Annotated in this window: 17 protein-coding genes; 3 read left to right on the top strand and 14 right to left on the bottom strand. The window is 41.4% G+C overall.

Going from position 1 to position 18,501, the window contains the following annotated elements; genetic code table 11:
* Positions 1–251: 251 nt before the first annotated feature.
* The 4 genes from LQ188_RS04975 to LQ188_RS04960 form a co-directional block, all read right to left on the bottom strand.
* Complete coding sequence (locus tag LQ188_RS04975) at positions 252–1,199, bottom strand: siderophore ABC transporter substrate-binding protein (RefSeq protein ID WP_101223996.1); 948 nt, start codon at positions 1,197–1,199, stop codon at positions 252–254.
* A gap of 209 nt (positions 1,200–1,408) precedes the next feature.
* Positions 1,409–2,167 carry an ABC transporter ATP-binding protein gene (locus LQ188_RS04970; RefSeq protein WP_101223682.1) on the bottom strand — a complete coding sequence of 253 codons (759 nt, stop codon included), beginning with the start codon at positions 2,165–2,167 and terminating at the stop codon, positions 1,409–1,411.
* A complete protein-coding gene (locus LQ188_RS04965; protein WP_101223683.1) occupies positions 2,161–3,108 on the bottom strand; it encodes an iron chelate uptake ABC transporter family permease subunit in 948 nt (315 codons plus the stop codon). Before LQ188_RS04965 ends, LQ188_RS04970 begins: the two co-directional genes overlap by 7 nt.
* Positions 3,101–4,051: an ABC transporter permease gene (locus tag LQ188_RS04960; protein ID WP_230176181.1), complete on the bottom strand. Its 951-nt coding sequence runs from the start codon at positions 4,049–4,051 to the stop codon at positions 3,101–3,103. Before LQ188_RS04960 ends, LQ188_RS04965 begins: the two co-directional genes overlap by 8 nt.
* A 271-nt stretch (positions 4,052–4,322) precedes the next feature.
* On the opposite strand from LQ188_RS04960, the gene LQ188_RS04955 reads away from it, so the two are divergent.
* The 3 genes from LQ188_RS04955 (at position 4,323) to shc (ending at position 8,570) form a co-directional block, all read left to right on the top strand.
* A complete protein-coding gene (locus LQ188_RS04955; RefSeq protein WP_157831059.1) occupies positions 4,323–4,664 on the top strand; it encodes a DUF1450 domain-containing protein in 342 nt (113 codons plus the stop codon).
* Positions 4,665–4,882: 218 nt separating this feature from the next.
* Positions 4,883–6,532, top strand: a complete 1,650-nt coding sequence (locus LQ188_RS04950) for a M14 family metallocarboxypeptidase (RefSeq protein ID WP_230176180.1) — start codon at positions 4,883–4,885, stop codon at positions 6,530–6,532.
* Positions 6,533–6,674: 142 nt separating this feature from the next.
* The gene (shc, locus tag LQ188_RS04945) at positions 6,675–8,570 is read left to right on the top strand and encodes a squalene--hopene cyclase (RefSeq protein ID WP_230176179.1); all 1,896 of its coding nucleotides are present in this window, start codon (positions 6,675–6,677) and stop codon (positions 8,568–8,570) included.
* A gap of 225 nt (positions 8,571–8,795) precedes the next feature.
* On the opposite strand, the gene LQ188_RS04940 is transcribed toward shc, so the two are convergent.
* The 10 genes from LQ188_RS04940 to LQ188_RS04895 form a co-directional block, all read right to left on the bottom strand.
* Complete coding sequence (locus tag LQ188_RS04940) at positions 8,796–9,278, bottom strand: tetratricopeptide repeat protein (protein ID WP_202190603.1); 483 nt, start codon at positions 9,276–9,278, stop codon at positions 8,796–8,798.
* Between the two features lie 265 nt (positions 9,279–9,543).
* Complete coding sequence (locus LQ188_RS04935) at positions 9,544–10,092, bottom strand: PepSY domain-containing protein (RefSeq protein WP_230176178.1); 549 nt, start codon at positions 10,090–10,092, stop codon at positions 9,544–9,546.
* 65 nt (positions 10,093–10,157) lie between these two features.
* Complete coding sequence (locus LQ188_RS04930; protein ID WP_101223689.1) at positions 10,158–11,513, bottom strand: ATP-binding protein; 1,356 nt, start codon at positions 11,511–11,513, stop codon at positions 10,158–10,160.
* Positions 11,510–12,205, bottom strand: coding sequence for a response regulator transcription factor (locus LQ188_RS04925; RefSeq protein ID WP_101223998.1), 696 nt, complete (start codon positions 12,203–12,205; stop codon positions 11,510–11,512). Before LQ188_RS04925 ends, LQ188_RS04930 begins: the two co-directional genes overlap by 4 nt.
* 157 nt (positions 12,206–12,362) lie before the next feature.
* Positions 12,363–12,884 (bottom strand): peptide-methionine (S)-S-oxide reductase MsrA, encoded by a 522-nt coding sequence (gene msrA, locus LQ188_RS04920; protein ID WP_101223690.1) that lies wholly within the window; start codon positions 12,882–12,884, stop codon positions 12,363–12,365.
* Positions 12,885–12,984: 100 nt separating this feature from the next.
* Positions 12,985–13,593, bottom strand: a complete 609-nt coding sequence (locus tag LQ188_RS04915; RefSeq protein WP_101223691.1) for a response regulator transcription factor — start codon at positions 13,591–13,593, stop codon at positions 12,985–12,987.
* A gap of 12 nt (positions 13,594–13,605) precedes the next feature.
* Entirely contained in the window at positions 13,606–14,727 is a 1,122-nt protein-coding gene (locus LQ188_RS04910) for a sensor histidine kinase (RefSeq protein WP_101223692.1), read from the bottom strand.
* A gap of 94 nt (positions 14,728–14,821) precedes the next feature.
* Positions 14,822–15,874: a fatty acid desaturase gene (locus LQ188_RS04905; RefSeq protein WP_230176177.1), complete on the bottom strand. Its 1,053-nt coding sequence runs from the start codon at positions 15,872–15,874 to the stop codon at positions 14,822–14,824.
* A gap of 291 nt (positions 15,875–16,165) precedes the next feature.
* Positions 16,166–16,873, bottom strand: coding sequence for a response regulator (locus LQ188_RS04900; protein ID WP_101223694.1), 708 nt, complete (start codon positions 16,871–16,873; stop codon positions 16,166–16,168).
* A complete protein-coding gene (locus LQ188_RS04895; RefSeq protein WP_230176176.1) occupies positions 16,870–18,462 on the bottom strand; it encodes a sensor histidine kinase in 1,593 nt (530 codons plus the stop codon). Before LQ188_RS04895 ends, LQ188_RS04900 begins: the two co-directional genes overlap by 4 nt.
* Positions 18,463–18,501 lie beyond the last annotated feature (39 nt).

The following is an 18,501-nucleotide window of genomic DNA, read 5'->3' as shown; positions in this document are numbered from 1 at the left end:
TAGGGTCACATTCCTTCGATTTCAGCCTATATAAGCTATAAAAAGCAACTGGTGTGAATATACCTTGTCCTTTTCCCATTTCTCCTTAATTTGGTCGTGGGGGACCTTATAAGCTTACCTGTGTTTCTCAACTTTATATGTGAATTCTTTTGTCCCCTTTGTTAGTATATTGGTTTCATCGAGCTTTATTATAAAAAAAAAAAAAATCCTGCCCTCGATCGAGGACAGGATTTTCTTTAATCATATTTATATTACTTAATGCCTTCTGAAACTTCTTTAACCATAGCGTTAACAGATTCTAAACCGCCGCCTGATAAGTACCAGTAGTTAGGGTCTAGATAAATGATGTTACCTTCTTTAAATGCCTTTGTATTTTTTACTATGTCATTTTCAATCGTTTCTTTCGCTGCAGCACCATCACCGGCAACAGCATCTCTATCTACAACGAATAGGTAGTCAGGATTCTTTTCAGCAATATATTCGAAAGAAATACTTTGACCGTGTGTCGATACTTCCAATTTATCATCTACTGCAGGTACTCCGAATACATCATGGATGATTCCAAATCTTGAATCCGGTCCGTAAGCACTTACTTTTCCGCCGCTAGAAAGAACGATTAAACCAGTTTTGTCAGTTGGAGCTTTTTCTTTCAAAGCATTAATGTTTTCTTCAACACTTGCCAATTCTTTAGCTGCTTCGTCTTTTTTATCGAAGATTTTACCTAAAAGTGTTACGTTTTCTTCAAAGGATTCCATATACTTTGTTGTATCTACACCAACAAAAACAGTAGGGGCAATTTTGCTTAATTCCTCATATGCTTCAGATTGACGGCCAGAAATTAGGATTAAGTCAGGAGCAATTTCGTTGATTTTTTCGAAGTCAGGCTCTTTTAACCCACCGGCATTTTCAGTTGTACCTTCATATTTAGAAAGGTATTCTGGAAGGCCATCATGAGGAACAGCTGCTACTTCCACACCCAATTTATCAAGAGTATCAAGAGTACCCATATCGAATACAACGACTTTTTCAGGGTTTGTTTTTACTTTCGTTTCTCCTAGTTGGTGCTTAACTGTAATTTCTTCGCTTTTAGCATTTTCTTTTTTCGCGCTTGATTCTTCTTTTTCCTTATCTGATCCACAAGCTACAGCCACTACAGCCAGCATTGCAACCAAAAGCAGTAAAGATAATTTCTTAATCATTATGGTCACCTCGAAAAGTATTTTTTTATTTAAAATTACATATTGAATCCTCACCTTCACAGAGTTTACCTTCATCACTTTCCCTGCCATATGAACAGGAGGCGGCTAAAGTCCTGGGCGCCCGCCAACTCTTAACAGCCTAATGTGCGTTTGAGATATTCTGGGACGGCTACGAATACTGAAGTAATTTAAAACCAAATGGAATTGTCTTACGTGAAGTACACACAGATCTTATTGTCATTGATGCTTTGGATTTCAATATCCATATCATAGATTTCCTTTAATACATTGGAATTGATGACTTGTTCGGTAGGTCCATTATGAACAACCTTGCCATCCTTCAATGCGACAATATAGTCGGAATAACAGGATGCAAAATTAATATCATGAATGACGATGATGACCGTTTTGCCTAATTCATCGGCCAATCTTCTCAATACCTTCATGATTTGGACGGAATGCTTCATATCAAGATTGTTCAGGGGTTCATCAAGAAGTACATACTCCGTGTTCTGAGCAATAACCATGGCAATGAAGGCCCGTTGTTGCTGCCCGCCGCTAAGCTGGTCAAGAAACTTATCCTGCATGTCAGCGAGTTCCATATATTCAATCGCTTCATCGACGTATCTCCAATCCTCTTTAGTCAGTTTGCCTTGTGAATAAGGAAAACGGCCAAAGGCGACGAGTTCACGAATCGTTAAACGGATATTGATATGGTTAGCCTGCTTTAAGATGGCAATCTTTTTCGCAAGTTCATTGCTATTGAATTTCCCCATATCCTTACCCTCGATCAGGACTTCTCCTGAATCCCGGGTAATGAGACGGCTGATCATCGAAAGGACGGTACTTTTCCCCGCTCCATTGGGACCGATGAAGGATGTGATTTTCCCTTTCTTTATTTCAATGGAAACATCCTCGACAACCGTTTTATTATTATATTTTTTGAATAAATTTTTCACTTCTACCATGATTTATTCTCCTTTAATAGAAGATAGATGAAATAGACGCCGCCGACAAAATTAATGATGACACTCAATGTGGTTGAGAACGTAAAGATCCTCTCTACGATGAATTGGCCGCCGACCAAGGCAATCACACTGATCAGCATTGCACCCGGGATGATATGTTTATGCTGATAGGACTTAATGAATTGATAAGCCACATTTGCAACAAGCAATCCGAGGAACGTGATCGGACCGATCAGGGCAGTCGAAATGGAGATTAAAACCGTAACGACGATTAAAACCCGCTTCGTGACAAAATCATAATCCACACCCAAGTTTATGGCTTGGTCCCTCCCTAGGGACATGACATCTAAATACTTCAAGAATCTCATGAAATATATCATTGCCGCTATCATGAGGATAATAGCTAGCGTTAATAGGTCCGTGTTGACATTATTGAAGCTGGCGAACATTTTATTTTGAATGATTTGAAATTCATTCGGATCAATCAATACCTGCATGAATGAAGACATGCTGCCGAATAAGGTTCCGAAGATGATACCGATCAGCAATAGGAAGTAAATATTGCGGTTTTTCTTGAACATGAACTTGAACAGCAGGCTTGCAAAAATAAGCATGGCCGCAAGTGTAATCAGGAAATTGAGATTTTTATTCATGATCATGATATGCGTTGAACCGAAGATGAAAATGACTCCCGTTTGGATCAGCATATACATGGAGTCCAACCCTAAAATGCTTGGTGTCAGGATTTTATTATTCGTGACCGTTTGGAAAATCACTGTTGAAAAAGCTATTGCACAGCCTACCACGATGATGGCGATGATTTTTATGACCCTTCTCGGCAGAGCATAATCCCAATTCGGGCCAAGGTCCCAAAAGATATAACCTGCCGTTAAAGCAGCTGCAAGAACAGCCAATATAATGATTCTACTTTTATTATTCATATGCCTTTCTCCTCATTATCAGATAGATAAATACGGCGCTTCCTATCACACCAACCACAAGTCCGATCGGGATTTCAAATGGATATATGAGGATCCTGCCCAGAATATCGCAGATCAATAGGAAAACTGCCCCTAGCAATGCTGTATGAGAAAGACTCTTTTTCAAATTGTCACCAAGGTAAAGGGATACAATATTTGGTACGATCAACCCTATGAAAGGAATCGTTCCCACCGTTAACAAAACGACAGTGGAGGATAATGCCACGATGATCAACCCAAAATTGACTATAAGCTTATAATTGAGTCCTAGATTGATAGCAAACTCCTCACCCATCCCTGCCACAGTGAATTTATTGGCAAAGAAGTATGCGAGAATGACGAGAGGGATACTTAGATATATAAGTTCGTACCTTCCCGACATGATCATCGAGAAATCCCCATTCATCCATGTGTTGAGGCTTTGAATCAAATCATATTTATAGGCAAAGAAAGTCGAGATGGATCCGATGATATTACCAAACATCAAACCAACCAATGGAATGAAAATCGTATCCTTATATTTCACTTGATCAAGAATTTTCATGAACAAGAATGTACCTGCCAAAGCGAATATGAAAGCGAATGCCATTTTCTCAATAAGTGCTGCCGATGGAAAAATGATAATGGCAAGAAGAAGTCCCAGCCTTGCAGAGTCCATGGTACCGGCAGTCGTTGGGGATACAAATTTATTGCGGCTCAATTGCTGCATGATCAGACCGCTTATACTCATCACAATACCGGCAATGATTATGGTCACCATTCTGGGGAAACGGCTTTGCAGCATGATTTGCACTTTATCATCACTTAGATCCAATAAATCCAGGGGGGTAATATCTTTTACACCAATGAATAATGACGTAAATGATAAAACAATTAACGCCATGAATAAATATCTTATCTTCATCTACATTTCCTACTCTTCCTATCTCACTTAATACAGCGATAATATTTTTAATTAAATATATTTGAATACAGACTATCGCAAAGTCAACTAATGAAATCGCGATTATGAAGTTGCAATAGTTACAAGGTTCTTCCATTCGTGATAATGAGATTCATTATCATTATCAGTCATTCTTATTCTATCATCTCTCAGATATGTGTCAATATATACAAGTGAATTAGTTTGATATTCTCCGGATAGTCAGATTGTAATGAATTTGGATGAACCAATCATGCATTTCGTTACAGGAAATGATAAAATCAAAATAACAAATATTTACTCTTCCAATGAAAGAAGCGATATGATGAAAAACTTGTTATCCAAAGTGTTCTCAAAAAAGGCGAAAATCCAAATTGAATTTTGCCAAAATAATCTTGACCGCTTCCTTAATGAACAAACTGTTGCCGATTATGGTAAGTTCTTAGAGAATCCAAGGATTCAATATAAGGAATATGAATGTTTAAGTGAGTGTAAACTTTGTAAGAATACCCCCTATGCGAAAGTGAATGGCCAGATAATGAGTGGCGAAGATTCACAGGATCTTTTAAATAAGTTACAAGATCAATTGAAATGATACGGGCCAAGCAAATTGCTTGATCGTGTCATTTTTACTTCCCACCTGTAATTATACAGAATACAGGTGATGAACATCTATTAAAAGGCATTGCGAATTGTGCTATGGAATCATTAATCTAGTCGTTACTTCCTGTTTTTCACTATTTCAAACGTTTTCACTGTATAAACAGCTTGAAATATGATAATTTATGGAAAAAGATAGACAGGAGGACGTCCATGAAAAAAATCATTCCTACCATCGTATCAGTCGTAACACTAGGCCTTGTCACTGGATTGCCTGGCCCTATAGCCAAGGCGGAAGAATTCACCCCTTATTATGGAAATGGTCCAAGCTACATTCAACCAGATAACCTCTCCCACCTTTTCCCTGACCCTAATGTTTCTTTCAAGACCCCTGCCTTTAAACAAAACAAGATCGCCTTTACGAGCCAGGAAGAATTGTTGGATTCCATCAGGTCCCTCTCCCATAAAAACAAAAACATCCAGGTCAAGACGATAGGTAAATCCACAGAAGGACGCGACATCCCGATGCTTCTTTTCAGCAAGGATTCAAAAAGGCAGATTAAGAATTCCCATAAACCATTGATTTGGATTCAAGGTCAAATCCATGGCAATGAACCCGCCTCAGGTGAATCTACATTAGTCCTTGCACAATGGCTGGCTGAAGGCAAGCTTGGTGATGTCCTCGATAAAGTGAATGTTGCCATCGTTCCACGAGTCAATCCTGATGGCTCTTATTATTTCAAACGATATACCGCAAATGACATGGATGCGAATAGGGACTACTTAAAAGTGGAGTATCCTGAAGTGCAGACGATTCATCAGTCAATCGATGATTATGAACCTGAAGTCATTCTGGATGTACATGAATATACAGTGAATCCTGCCCCCCTGAAAAAGGTGGGAGCAAATGGATCGATCGCTTCCTATGATTTACTCATCTCCTCAGCCAAGAATTTAAATATTCCCGCACAGCTTCGAAAAGCTTCCGATGAACTGCTTTTGCCTAATGTTTTTAAAACTTTGGAAAAAGAAAAGCTTTCCTATCACGATTACTATACACTGGCCACTTCTGATGATGGAGTCCTTACCGCCACAGAAGGAAGCACAGAAGCCCGGATTGGCCGAAACGCCCTCGGTTTGAAAAATACAATGACCTATTTAATTGAAACAAGGGGGATCAATATCGGCCGTACGGATTTTAAACGACGTGTTTTTGCACAAGCTACAGCACAGGCAGCATTCATCAAAACGGCAGCCGAACAGGCCAGTAAGGTTAAAAAAGCCGTTAGTCAGGCAGAAACTGAAGTCGTGCGAAAAGGGCGAAAAGCAAATGATAACGATAAAATTGTCATCACCAGCGAAAATAAATTGATTAAGGATCAAAAATTGACAGTAGTCGATTTAGCGAAAGCTAAAATGGTCGATGCCTCCATCGATTGGCTGGATTCTACCGATGCCTACCCTACCCTTGTCAGAGATCGTCCGACAGCTTATATCCTTCCACCAGAATATAAAAATATCGCCCAGAAACTTCAGATATTGGGAGTGGAAGTGAAAAAATTAAAAAAACCTATGAAAGTAGCTGTTGAAAGCTATAGGGTCAAGGATTTAAAAGTTTCCGCTGAACTGGAAAGCGGACATTCCACAAGGGAAGTAACGACCACGGTTACTTCAAAAACCCGGGATTTCCCAAAAGGAAGCTATGTTTTCGACATGGCCCAGCCTGATGCCAACTTCATCTCCCTTGCCCTCGAACCTGAAGGCATGGACAGCTATGTGACATTCAATTTCATCCCGGCTGACAAGGGAAAAGAATTGCCGATTTACCGCTATATGCAGCCATCTTCCTTACCCGTTAAATGATGCATAGTATCTAAATGACGCTTTGGCAGCTTTCATTGCCAAAGCGTTTTTTAGTTTCCCCCCTCCTTTGATTTCTTGAATGCAACGACAAGTTTTGAATATACATATTAACGGAAAATGTGTTTTTAGAGGAGGAAAGTCATTGAACCAACATGTACAATTGGAAATCAACCGCCTTGTTCATCGCTTGAAACAAGACCAATCCGCTGATGGTTCGTGGAATTATCCCTTCGACACCGGGATAACGGCAGATGCCTATATGATCATATTATTGAAAATTTTAGATATGGAAGACACTCCTCTTATAGAGGCTTTAGTAAAAAGAATCGAAAGCAGGCAAACGGAAAACGGTTCATGGAAACTTTTCCAAGACGAGAAGGACGGCAATGTTACGGTTACGATCGAGGCCTACTATGGCCTTCTTTTTAGCGGACTCCGCAATAAGAATCATCCCCATATGAGAAAAGCCAAACAATTCATTCTTTCCAAGGGCGGCATCAAACAGGCCAAAATGTTAACGAAAATGATGCTTACCGTCACCGGACAATATCAATGGCCCCGCCTATTCCCCATTCCTCTCGAAGTGGTCTTACTGCCTCCGACCTTTTTCGTCAGCATTTATGATCTTTCCGTATATGGGCGGGTCAACATGATTCCATTGCTATTGCTTGGCCATAAAAGGTTTCAAATCAAGACCCCTGACACGCCAAATCTAAAAGATTTATTTCAAACAAGGGAGGACCGATCAGAAGAGCGTATGTGGGAAGAGTATCGTACCGAAGAATATCGTTCCTTTTTCTCTAAACTTCAAACAGGCGTTAAAACCTTGATTGGTTATCCGGATTATTTGCATTCCTTAGCATTGGATTCAACGAAAAGGTTCATGCTCGACAGGCTGGAACCAGACGGGACACTGTACAATTATTTCGGTTCTACCTTTTTCATGATCTTTGCCCTCCTTTCCATTGGATATTCGAAAAGAGATCCAGTGATTCTAAAGGCCATGGCCGGTCTGAAGGGGATGGCCTGCTCCATTGAGGGACACACACATATCCAGTTCACTACGCCCCATGTTTGGAATACCTCCTTAATAAACTACGCCCTTCAAGAAGCGGGCATACCTTCCAAAGACAAAGCGGTCATGTCCGCTAATCAGTACTTACTGTCACGCCAGCATTATATGTATGGAGATTGGCTGATCCATAATCCTAACGCGATTCCAGGCGGCTGGGGGTTCTCGGATTTAAATACCATGAATCCGGATGTCGATGATACGACCGCCTCACTGCGGGCGCTGGCTAAGCAACTTAAAGCAAAACCGGATAATCGGGACAGCTGGCAGCGCGGTGTCTCCTTCACGATATCCATGCAAAATGATGATGGCGGATTTCCAGCCTTCGAGCGGAATAACGACCATAAATGGCTGCAGCTTCTTCCTATTGAGGGTTCGAAATATCTCCTGACTGACCCTTCTACCGCTGATCTGACAGGAAGGACGCTGGAATTCCTGGGGAACTATACAAATATGAAAAAGTCGGAAGAAGTCAGTAAAAGAGCGGTGGATTGGCTATTGGAAGACCAGAAGCGTGATGGCTCCTGGTATGGGCGCTGGGGCATCTGCTATCTATATGGCACTTGGTCTGCACTGACCGGCATGAAGGCAGCAGGGCAAGCCACTGGACATCCATCCATCCAAAAAGCCCTAACTTGGTTGAAGAAAATTCAAAATGAAGATGGCGGCTGGGGTGAATCTTGTTACAGTGATATCAAGCAACGATATATCCCCCTCGGAACTAGCACACTGACACATACAGCCTGGGCTGTGGATGCGTTGATATCGGCATCAGAAAAGCCGACAGCAGAGATTGAAAAAGGCATTGCCTATCTCATCCGTGCAGGTCAACAAGAAAGCTGGACCAATGATTATCCTGCAGGCCAGGGAATGGCAGATTTTTTGTATATCCATTATCATAGCTATCGCTATATTTATCCCCTTTTAGCCTTAAGTCATTACAATAAAAAATTCCTGGAGACTTAATCGCCAGTGTTTTTTTCATATTAAAGGTGAATATGTGGATTACCTGTGGAAAAGTAGTGAATAACACCGGAAAGTTATCCACAATCCGAGGTTATCCACATTCATTTATACGTAAAAGTGCAAAATGCAAGAAATTCCCCGTCATATTGTTGATTAATTCATTTCAGCGATGTAAGGATGACTTTGTTTATACAGGCTTTGTGGATAGTTTGGGGATGATCACGATTATGTGAAAACTTTATCCAGTTTATCACTATAAAATTTTATGGCCTTAGCATAAGATTGTATTTCTCGATCCCTCGACGTTTCGGCAATGATCTTCAATAGAGATTCCATCGCAAGATCATGTTGGCCCAAATTATAAAATGCCATGGCCCTGAATACCAATAAAGCCTTATCCCCAGGAAACTTCGCCAGCCCGGATTCCAATGTCCGTCTTGATTTTTCATATTCCCCTATGGTGCGATATGTACTGCCCAACCCGAGGTAGGCCCCTTTGGCATCCTCCTCCGGCAAACCTAATTCGAGTGCCTCTTCATAATAGGGCACCGCCTTTACCTCAAGTCCGAGAATATCCAAACTCCAGGCACACTGATACTGTATGACTGCATCACCGGGATTTTGCTTTGCCAGACCCATCAATAATCGATTGGATTTTTCGAATTCTTTCCTTTTCCTTAATGACAGTGCCTCTTCCAAATTTCCCATAATCAATCCTCCATTGAATAAATTCTTATTGCCTCTATTCGCGTTTCTTCTTTTTAATTCCTTTATAACCGCAGATGTTTTCAGAGTATCATCAGCTACATGTTGGTTCTCCCACCCATAGGCCTCTTCATCGAAAGGAAGTTTCTACTTCCTTCCGCCTAATTTCGCTTGAGATTCATAATCGCAATTAAAAAAAGGATCTGCCACTTGGCAAATCCTTTCATACAATTCAGTTCAAGAGCATTCATATATCAAATATTGCTGATTAATCATCCAATTGGTTTTTCAATACTTTACCTGTGGTTGCATCCACCACAACATCATATTCCTTTTGTCCTTGTTTTATTTCCAGCTCGTACACAAGGGTGCCATTCTCTGAATCAAGCTCCATATCCGTTACTTGACCATCCACCGCTTTCAAGGCAATCTTTTCAGCTTGATCACTGCTGACTTTTGCAGTTTCCACGGCTTGTTGTGTGCTCATATCCTCATCGTCATCGTCTTCCATCTCCTGAGAAAGAATCTCTCCCTTTTCAGCATCAACATCAACGTCTTGATAGCCTTCTTTTGTTTTAACGGTCATCTCATATGTCATCGGCTGGTCCCAATCCTTTTCAAATTGAGTAACTTCCCCGCCTAGTTTTTCTGAAATCATTTTGACAGCCTCATCCTCGGATAGGTTCCCCTTATTGACTGCATATACTGCCGTTCCAGCAGCACCGCCGAAAAGCAATACGGAAGCTATGGACACCGTCATGATTACCTTTTTCCTTTGAATGATGCCTTCTTTAATCGTACTCCACTGTTTTTTCATGAATGAATTCCTCCTTTAAGTTGTTACCTTAATAATAAGCACCCTTCATGAAACGAACATGAGCGTTAGATTAGAATTTGATGAGAAAGAGTAAGAGTCACCAACGTTCCCTCTCCCACCTCACTTTGAATCTCCAATTTACCGTCGAATGACTCTACAAGCGTCCGGGCGATGGAAAGCCCAAGTCCATTGCCTCCCGTTTTCCTTGCCCTCGATGAATCAACGCGATAAAAACGGTCAAATACATGGGGGAGATGTTCTGGTGATATCCCTCCACCGTGATCTTTCACACCGATGACAATTTCATTATCCTGCCGTTTTATCATGATTTGTATACTTGATTGACTGTATTTCATTGCATTGTCCAATAGGATGACAATCACCTGTTCAAGCTTACTGGAAATGGTCATTGCATAGATTTCCTTAAACTCTGACTCTATCGTTATTTCACGATTTCCCGTCCTTCTGAATGTTTGGGCAATCCCTTCACAAAATGAAATGAGTTCTATTTTCCCTTCCACATCTTCTGAAGGTTCCGTTTGGGAAGCTGACTGCAAAAGATGTTCCGTCAGTTTTTTCATCCGGATGGCTTCATGATGGATTGCCTCCACTGCCTCTTCCTGAATCGCTTCATCCTTCATGCCCCAGCGTTTCAATAGAGAGGAGTAGCTTTCGATGACCGTAATCGGTGTTTTCAATTCATGTGAAGCATCTGAAAGGAATTGCTGCTGTTGGTTATAATTCCTTTCCAGCCTTTCCATCATCCTGTTGAATGCCGCCCCCATCACCTGCAGCTCGTCCTTTGATTGATCCGATAGCGGTATCCGTTTGAATTCCCCGCTTTTCTCAATATCCTTCATCGTTCCGCTCATGACCGATATCGGTTTGAGGATCAGGTTGGCCAGCCACTTACCGGCAAGAATCGATAACAGAATGACAAAAAAGGATGCACCGCCCAAAACGAGGGCAAGCGTCGATAAATTATCAAGGAGGGTATCCTGCGGCTGTGTGACCTCGATCATCCCCAGCTTCTTCCCCTCATCAGGATAAGGAAAACGGTAGGTCAATACATATTCACCGTCAACTTTGGCAAAATCATATCCTTTCTCGTCAATGGCTTTAACCGCAAGCCCCTTAAGGTCCTCTTCATCCGTAAATGATTTTACCAGCCTTCCATCCGTGTCGAATATCCGCACCATTCCATCGTCCGGGATATATGGCTCCATTAAATCGGAATCACCGGAAATCAAATCTTTCGTCAGGATATTTTCTTCTATTAATGAAGCTTGATCTTCAAGCAGATCCCGTTCCCTCTCTAACGATATCCAAAGGAAGGCGATTAAAACGATGATACTCAACAAGATAAGCATGACACTTAAAAAAAGACTGGAATACGATTGGATTTTCGTCCGAATCTTCATACTGGCTCCTTCAAGCTGTAACCTACCCCGCGGTATGTATGGATGAGCTGCACCTCAAAGGGATAATCTATCTTTTTGCGTAAATAACGGATATACACATCAACCACATTCGTATCCCCTGCAAAGTCATATCCCCATACATGGGTCAGGATTTGCTCCCTTGAAAGTACTTGATTTTTATTTTGCAAAAGATAAACCAGCAAATCGAACTCGCGGGAAGTCAACTCAATCCTATTGCCTTGCCTGTGAATGTCCCTTGTACCGAGGTTCAACTTCAGATCATGGATTTTTAGTTCATCCACTTCCACTTCTGATTGGCTCTCCCGTACATTGGTACGAAAACAAGCACGGATCCGTGCAAGCAGCTCTTCAATTTCAAACGGTTTCGTTACATAATCATTCGCACCATGGTCCAGGCCATTCACCTTGTCTGGCACAGCATCCCTTGCGGTTAGGAGGATGACCGGTGTCGATCCATTCTTTTTCCGGTAACGCCTAAGTACTTCTATGCCATTCAACTCGGGCAGCATCACATCCAATAAGATTAAATCCCACTCTTCTGCTTCTGCCCTTTCCAGACCAGCCTTTCCGGTAAAAGCCGATTCTGTTTGATAACCCTCATGATTAAGTTCCAGCTGGAGAATCCTCGCTATTTTTTCTTCATCCTCTATTATTAAAATTCTCTTATTCATGATCATCACCACCTACCCCTTAGTGTACTGAAGAAATATGAAAATATCATGAGAAATTGACCCCTGCGCATAAAAATCCGATGAAATAATGATTTAAATTTTTGTACCTTTAAAAGGCCAAAAAAAGAACCGGATGTGTAAGCACACCCGATCCATTTCATTCACCGTTCCAATGCTGGTCAATGAATTCATCACGTCCCGATTTCGCACGGTCCGCTTTATAATCATCTTTGTTTTTTTTATGATAGCCTTGATGGTATTCCTCGGCAGGATAAAAGGTTTGGGCCGGAAGGATTTCCGTTACGATTGGTTTCTGGAACTTCCCGCTGCCTGCTACCTTTTCTTTCGCTTCAAGAGCCAGTTTTTCTTGAGCTTCATCATGATAGAAGATGGCCGTCCGATATTGGCTTCCTCTGTCATGGAATTGACCGCCATCGTCGGTTGGATCGATTTGCTGCCAATATAGCTCCAGCAATCTTTCATAAGGAAATAACTGAGGATCGAAAGTGATTTCCACGACTTCATAATGCCCCGTAGTTCCCGTCTTCACTTCCTCGTAAGTCGGGTTTTCAACATGTCCTCCCGTATAACCGGATACGATTCCCCCAATCCCCGGTTGTTCTTCAAATGGTGTCACCATGCACCAAAAACAGCCTCCAGCAAATGTAGCCTTTTGCATAATGGTCATCCTCTCCGTATGTAATAAAAATTAATATACCATATTCAATTCTGACACTGCGCTTTTTTGATTTGCGAGGCCGCCATGGATTTACCTTTGATCAATCTTTTGACCAGCCCTTTTCCTTGAATCTTACAATCGCTTCAACGCGGTTGCTCACATCCAATTTATCAAGGATGACCGATATATAATTACGAACCGTTCCATTGGTCAGATAAAGCTGGCTTGCGATTTCCTTTGTGGTCTTACCATCCGCGATCAATTTGAGCACTTGGCACTCTCGTTCAGTCAAAGGGTTTTCTTCTTCGAAAGCCATATCCACCAGCTCAGGAGCATAAATGCGCCGACCATCCATGATGACACGGATAGAGTTCGCCAGTTCGTCACTTGGGCTATCCTTCAGAAGATATCCGCCTACCTCGGCCTTTCTGGCTCTTTCAAAATACCCAGGACGTGCAAAGGTGGTTAAAATGATGACCTTGCATTGGTGGCCTTGATCCTTGATCTCCTCCGCTACATCGAGCCCGGTTTTAACTGGCATTTCAATATCGGTTATGCAGATATCCGGCTTTAATTGATTGACGAGATTCATTGCTTCTTCCCCATTGCTCGCTTTTCCTACAACTTCCATATCACTTTCCAAATCAAGGATGGAACCTAACGCGCCAAGCAGCATCCGCTGATCTTCGGCAATTACGATTCGAATCAAGGTTAATCCCACCTATCCATTATTTTTTATAGCATTCGGAACCCTTATATAAAGTGTCGTTCCCTCTGTTGATTTAATATCCAGGCTGCCATTAACAAATTCTAGCCTTTCTTTCATTCCTTGAAGTCCATTGCCTTTAATATACTCTGATCTATGTGAAAGTCCCACTCCATTATCCTGTACTGTGATCGTCACCCCTGTTTGTAATTCTTCGATGACGATATTACAGCAGTCGGCACCGCTATGTTTGACGATATTGGTCACAGCTTCCTTCAAGCACATGCTCAAAACCGTTTCAACAAGCAATGGGGTTTCTTGCAATTCCGTGGTCCCTTCCAAATTGAATTCTATCTCTGCGGCTTTCAATATTTGCTTGACCCGGATGATTTCATCGCTTAGCTTGGACCCACGCATTTCCGACACCATTTCACGTACTTCCTTGAGTGCCGTCCTCGCCGTTTGACGGATATCCTTGATTTCCTTCTTGGCCGTCTCCGGATTCAAATCGATCAACTTCCCTGCAAGGTCACTTTTCAAGCCAATCAAAGACAGCTTTTGGCCAAGTGTATCATGTAAGTCACGGGCAATCCGCTGACGTTCTTCCATTTTGCCAAGCTCTGATATTCTTTTATGAGCGTCCTCCAATTGTTCTTCCAGCATGCCCCGTTTATTCCGATTATACGTGTTGAAAGGGAGCAGGATCACACCTACCACACAAATGAGCATAAAGGGAAATTGCGAAAAGAAGGTAGGGTCTTTCATGATGAAGCCAATATTGACAGACACGATGGTAGCCAATAGCTGGATTGAATATAATACGAAAAAGCCAACCTTATTTTGAACATTCCCAATAAAGAATGCTAAAAAAAGTGAAAAGTAAATGTAGCTGAAAAATATGGTCATCGATATCGAAATGATTATTTGTATCGCGGTCCATACGTATACGGGCCATCCCTTCGAAACGAATGAGAGACCATATGATATGAAAAACAATATGATCATGACGATTCCAAAGACTATCTCCAACATCGAAGAGGATTTGAAGATGAAATAAAAAGGAAGGATACAAAAAATGATCCAGACATAAGGGCTCAGCCCTGTGTTTTTCGGAAAGATATGATACCAACTTTGCATGGCGCCGCCTCTATTTCTTTTTATCCTAGTATATACTAAGGAGTTTCATCAAAAAACCATCCAATGGGAATCGAATGGTTTTTTGGTGAACAATTTATTTTTTTTGAAGACTTGGACGTTCATTATTGAGTTCAATTTTTGATTTTGTTTCATTTAGACGGTCCTTAATCTCTTTAAAACTGACAAACGTCTTGTTTTCGCCATCATAAAGGCGGAAGCGAAGTGATTTTAAACTTGAACTAAGGGTGATTGTCGTTGCCTGCTGCAAAGGCAGGGTGGATTCATGGACTTTTTCCAGATTATAGTTCGGCACTCTTGGACTAAGGTGATGCACGTGATGAAAACCGATATTACCAGTTACCCATTGCAAAACCTTTGGGAGTTTATAATAGGAACTTCCATCAATGGCAGCCTTCACGTAATCCCATTCAGATTCCTCTTCGAAATAAGAATCTTCGAACTGATGCTGTACATAAAACAGCCAGATGCCCAGTGATCCCGTTACAAAAAGCATCGGTACCTGAATCATCAGGAATGCCTGCCATCCGATAGCCAAGCATAAAAGACCATAAATTGCCACGATTGCAGCATTTGTCAAATACGTATTCATCCGTTCTTTCTTTTTAGCGCCCTTTTTATTCAGACGGTTCGATACAAGAAATAGATAAAATGGACCCAATCCAAACATGACGATCGGATTTCTATATAAACGGTAAGCAAGACGCCCCCAGAATGTAGCCGCGATATATTCATCAACGGTCATGATCCAAATATCCCCTGTACCGCGTTTGTTTAAATTACTGCTCGTTGCATGATGTATGGAGTGGCTATGCTTCCATTGTTCATACGGAAATAACGTAACGATTCCACTGATTGTACCCAGGATGCTATTCGCTTTCCTGCTTTTGAAAAACGATTGATGACAGCAATCATGGAAAATGATGAAAATCCTGACTACGAATCCTGAAGCAAGGACGGCAAATAAAAGGGTCAGCCAGTATGAAATGGTTAAGCTTTGATAAGCTAAAAACCATAACAGGAAAAATGGCGGAAATGTATTTATGAGCTGTTTCACGCTTGATTTAGTATTGGATTTTTCAAAAGGAGCAATATCTTTTCTCAATTGTTTTTGATTATGATTACTCATGATTTCCTCCTCATAATATATAGGAATGGAGTGTTTAAATGGATTGGTTATGCTTACTTCTCTTCTTTAAGTATAGTAATAATAACCGATTTTCTATAGTCATAAACGTCAATTCCCTGCCATGACACTTGTCATATACTTGTCTGCTTCAACACTTTTCATACTATTTTTTCCTCTTTCATCATTTTTACACTTCAAAAAAAACGATGAACTCCAATCAATCTGATTCCAAGAAAATGCCTGACGTTTTTTCGAGCAAATAAAAAAGGATCCGCCGCTTGGCGAACCCATTTATATCTTGATGGCATAAACCCTTTCAGGACGTCCTACCGTGCCATATGTTAAATCGGCATCAATTTTTTCCTCTGACATCAAGTGCTCCAGATAACGCCTTGCCGTTGTCCTGCTCACCCCGATCTCCTTTGCCACTATTTCGGCAGTTAACCCAGGGGAGGATTTCCCCAACACAACCATCACCTTCTCCAAAGTCATCCGATCAATCCCTTTTGGCAGTGAAGCCTGTTCCCTCTCTTTTTCTTTCATATCCTTTCGCAAAAGCTTATCAACCTGTTGCTGCGTTACGGGAAAATTGCCCTTTTCCAATTCAGACAGCTTAATGTGATACTCTTGATATCGGAGTAGGGACTGCTTGAAACGTTCAAATGCGACAGGCTTGATAATATAATCGAATATGCCGATTTTGATAGCTTCCTGGACTTTTTCGATTTCTTTAGCAGCCGTTATCATAATGACATCCATTTGTTTGCTTTGCTGCTTGATTTCTTTCAGGATATCGAGCCCATTCATATCCGGAAAATACATATCGAGCAGCAATAGATCCGGCTGCATGATTTCAATGAAGCTTTTAGCTTCGTCATAGCTTGAGGCGATCCCGATCGTTTGAAACCCCTCAAGCTTTTCGATGAATAGCTTTTGTATTTCGGCAATCCGCAGGTCATCTTCTACGATTAAAACTTCTATATCGCGATTGGCCATCATGAAATCACCTCTCTGTTTTTTGGCAGTGCTACAGTAAATATCGTATATTCCCCTTCTTTCGTCGAAAAAGTGATATACCCCCCTAATCCATCTATCGCTTCCTGAACAAGGCTCAAACCTATACCTGAATTGGTTTGATGGCTTTTCGTCGTAAAGCCGTTCTGGAAAATCAGTTCGGTAACATCTGAATTCATCCCTTTTCCATTATCTTCAACCTCTATGATTAACTCTTTACCCAAGTCCGTGACGAACAACGATACCCTTTTTTCTTCCCTATCGTTTTCCCGTACAGCTTCGAAGGCATTATTGATGAGGTTGCCGATGATCGTCACTAATAAATCTCGATCTATTTCGGACGGAATATCTTTAAAACTGCTTTCTCTATCAATTGTAAAATCAATTTTCAGCTCGCTCGCTAAACTTACCTTCCCTAAGATGAACCCAGCAATAATCGGATCAGGTATTTCCTTCATTAGAAAGTGGAGGAAGCCTTGGGTGACATCCACTTCCTTCGATATGAAATCCATCGCTTCTTTATATGAACCGAGTTGAATCAGTCCTAGCAGTGTATAGAGCCGATTCGAATATTCATGTGTCTGGGCCCTCAGCCCCTCTGCATATGCCTTTACATGTGACAGTTCCTGAAGGAGATTGGATAGTTCCGATTTATTTCTCAAACTTGCAACGGCACCGATAATTTCACCCTGTCCATCCAAAATGGGAATCCGGCTTGCCAAAAAAACTTCACCGTCAATCATGAATTCCTGATCATACTCGGCCCGTGCCGTGCTGACTACATCTAGCAAATGTGTATGCGTGATGACTTTTTCGATTTTTTGCCCGCGAAGCATGACGTCCTTAGGGATATGAAGGATTTTATGCGCCGTTTCATTGACGACCGTGATTTTTCCATGAACATCAATGGCAATGATGCCTTCATGAATGGATTCCAAAATGGCATGCTTCTCTTGAAACATCCAGGCGATCTCTTTCGGCTCCAGACCCAGTATCGCCTTTTTTATATTGAATGAAATGAAAAAGGCTACCAATAAACCGCCGATTAATATAAAAGAGATGATCCAGACGATCTTTCTTTGTATACTGGACAATTCTTTTTCAATATCGTCCTGAAGGTAGCCAACGGAGACGACACCAATGACCTTTTCATTGGCGATGATCGGGGATTTCCCCCTAATGGAAGGACCCAATGTCCCAGTGGACTCCGTGATGATGGATTTCCCATCCCACACCTCGGCGTTATCTCCCCCTACCATTTTCTTCCCGATCAAGTTTGGATCTGGATGGGACAGCCTTGTTTCACTCTCATCCCCTATTACTATGAATTCCGCATCGATCTGCCTGCGAATTTTTTCCGCGATGGGCTGGATGATTACAGAAGGATTGTCCGTTCTAAAAGCTTGTTTAATTTCAGGCAGCAAAGAAATGGTCTGGGCAACCGACAATGCTTTTTCCCCTGTTTCCTGCTTCAGGTTATTTTCCAGGATATTTATGAAAATAACTTCAAAGATTCCACCCATTAAGATGATTAACGTACAGATGCCCAGCATCAACTTGGTGTGTAAACGCATTCAATCACCTCTACTTACATCATATAAAAAAAAACCCCT

Origin of the sequence: Peribacillus sp. Bi134 (assembly GCF_918698065.1) — a bacterium.
GTDB lineage: Bacteria > Bacillota > Bacilli > Bacillales > DSM-1321 > Peribacillus.
The sequence above is the reverse complement of the archived record's forward strand: the minus strand, read 5'-3'. Positions and strand labels throughout refer to the sequence as shown.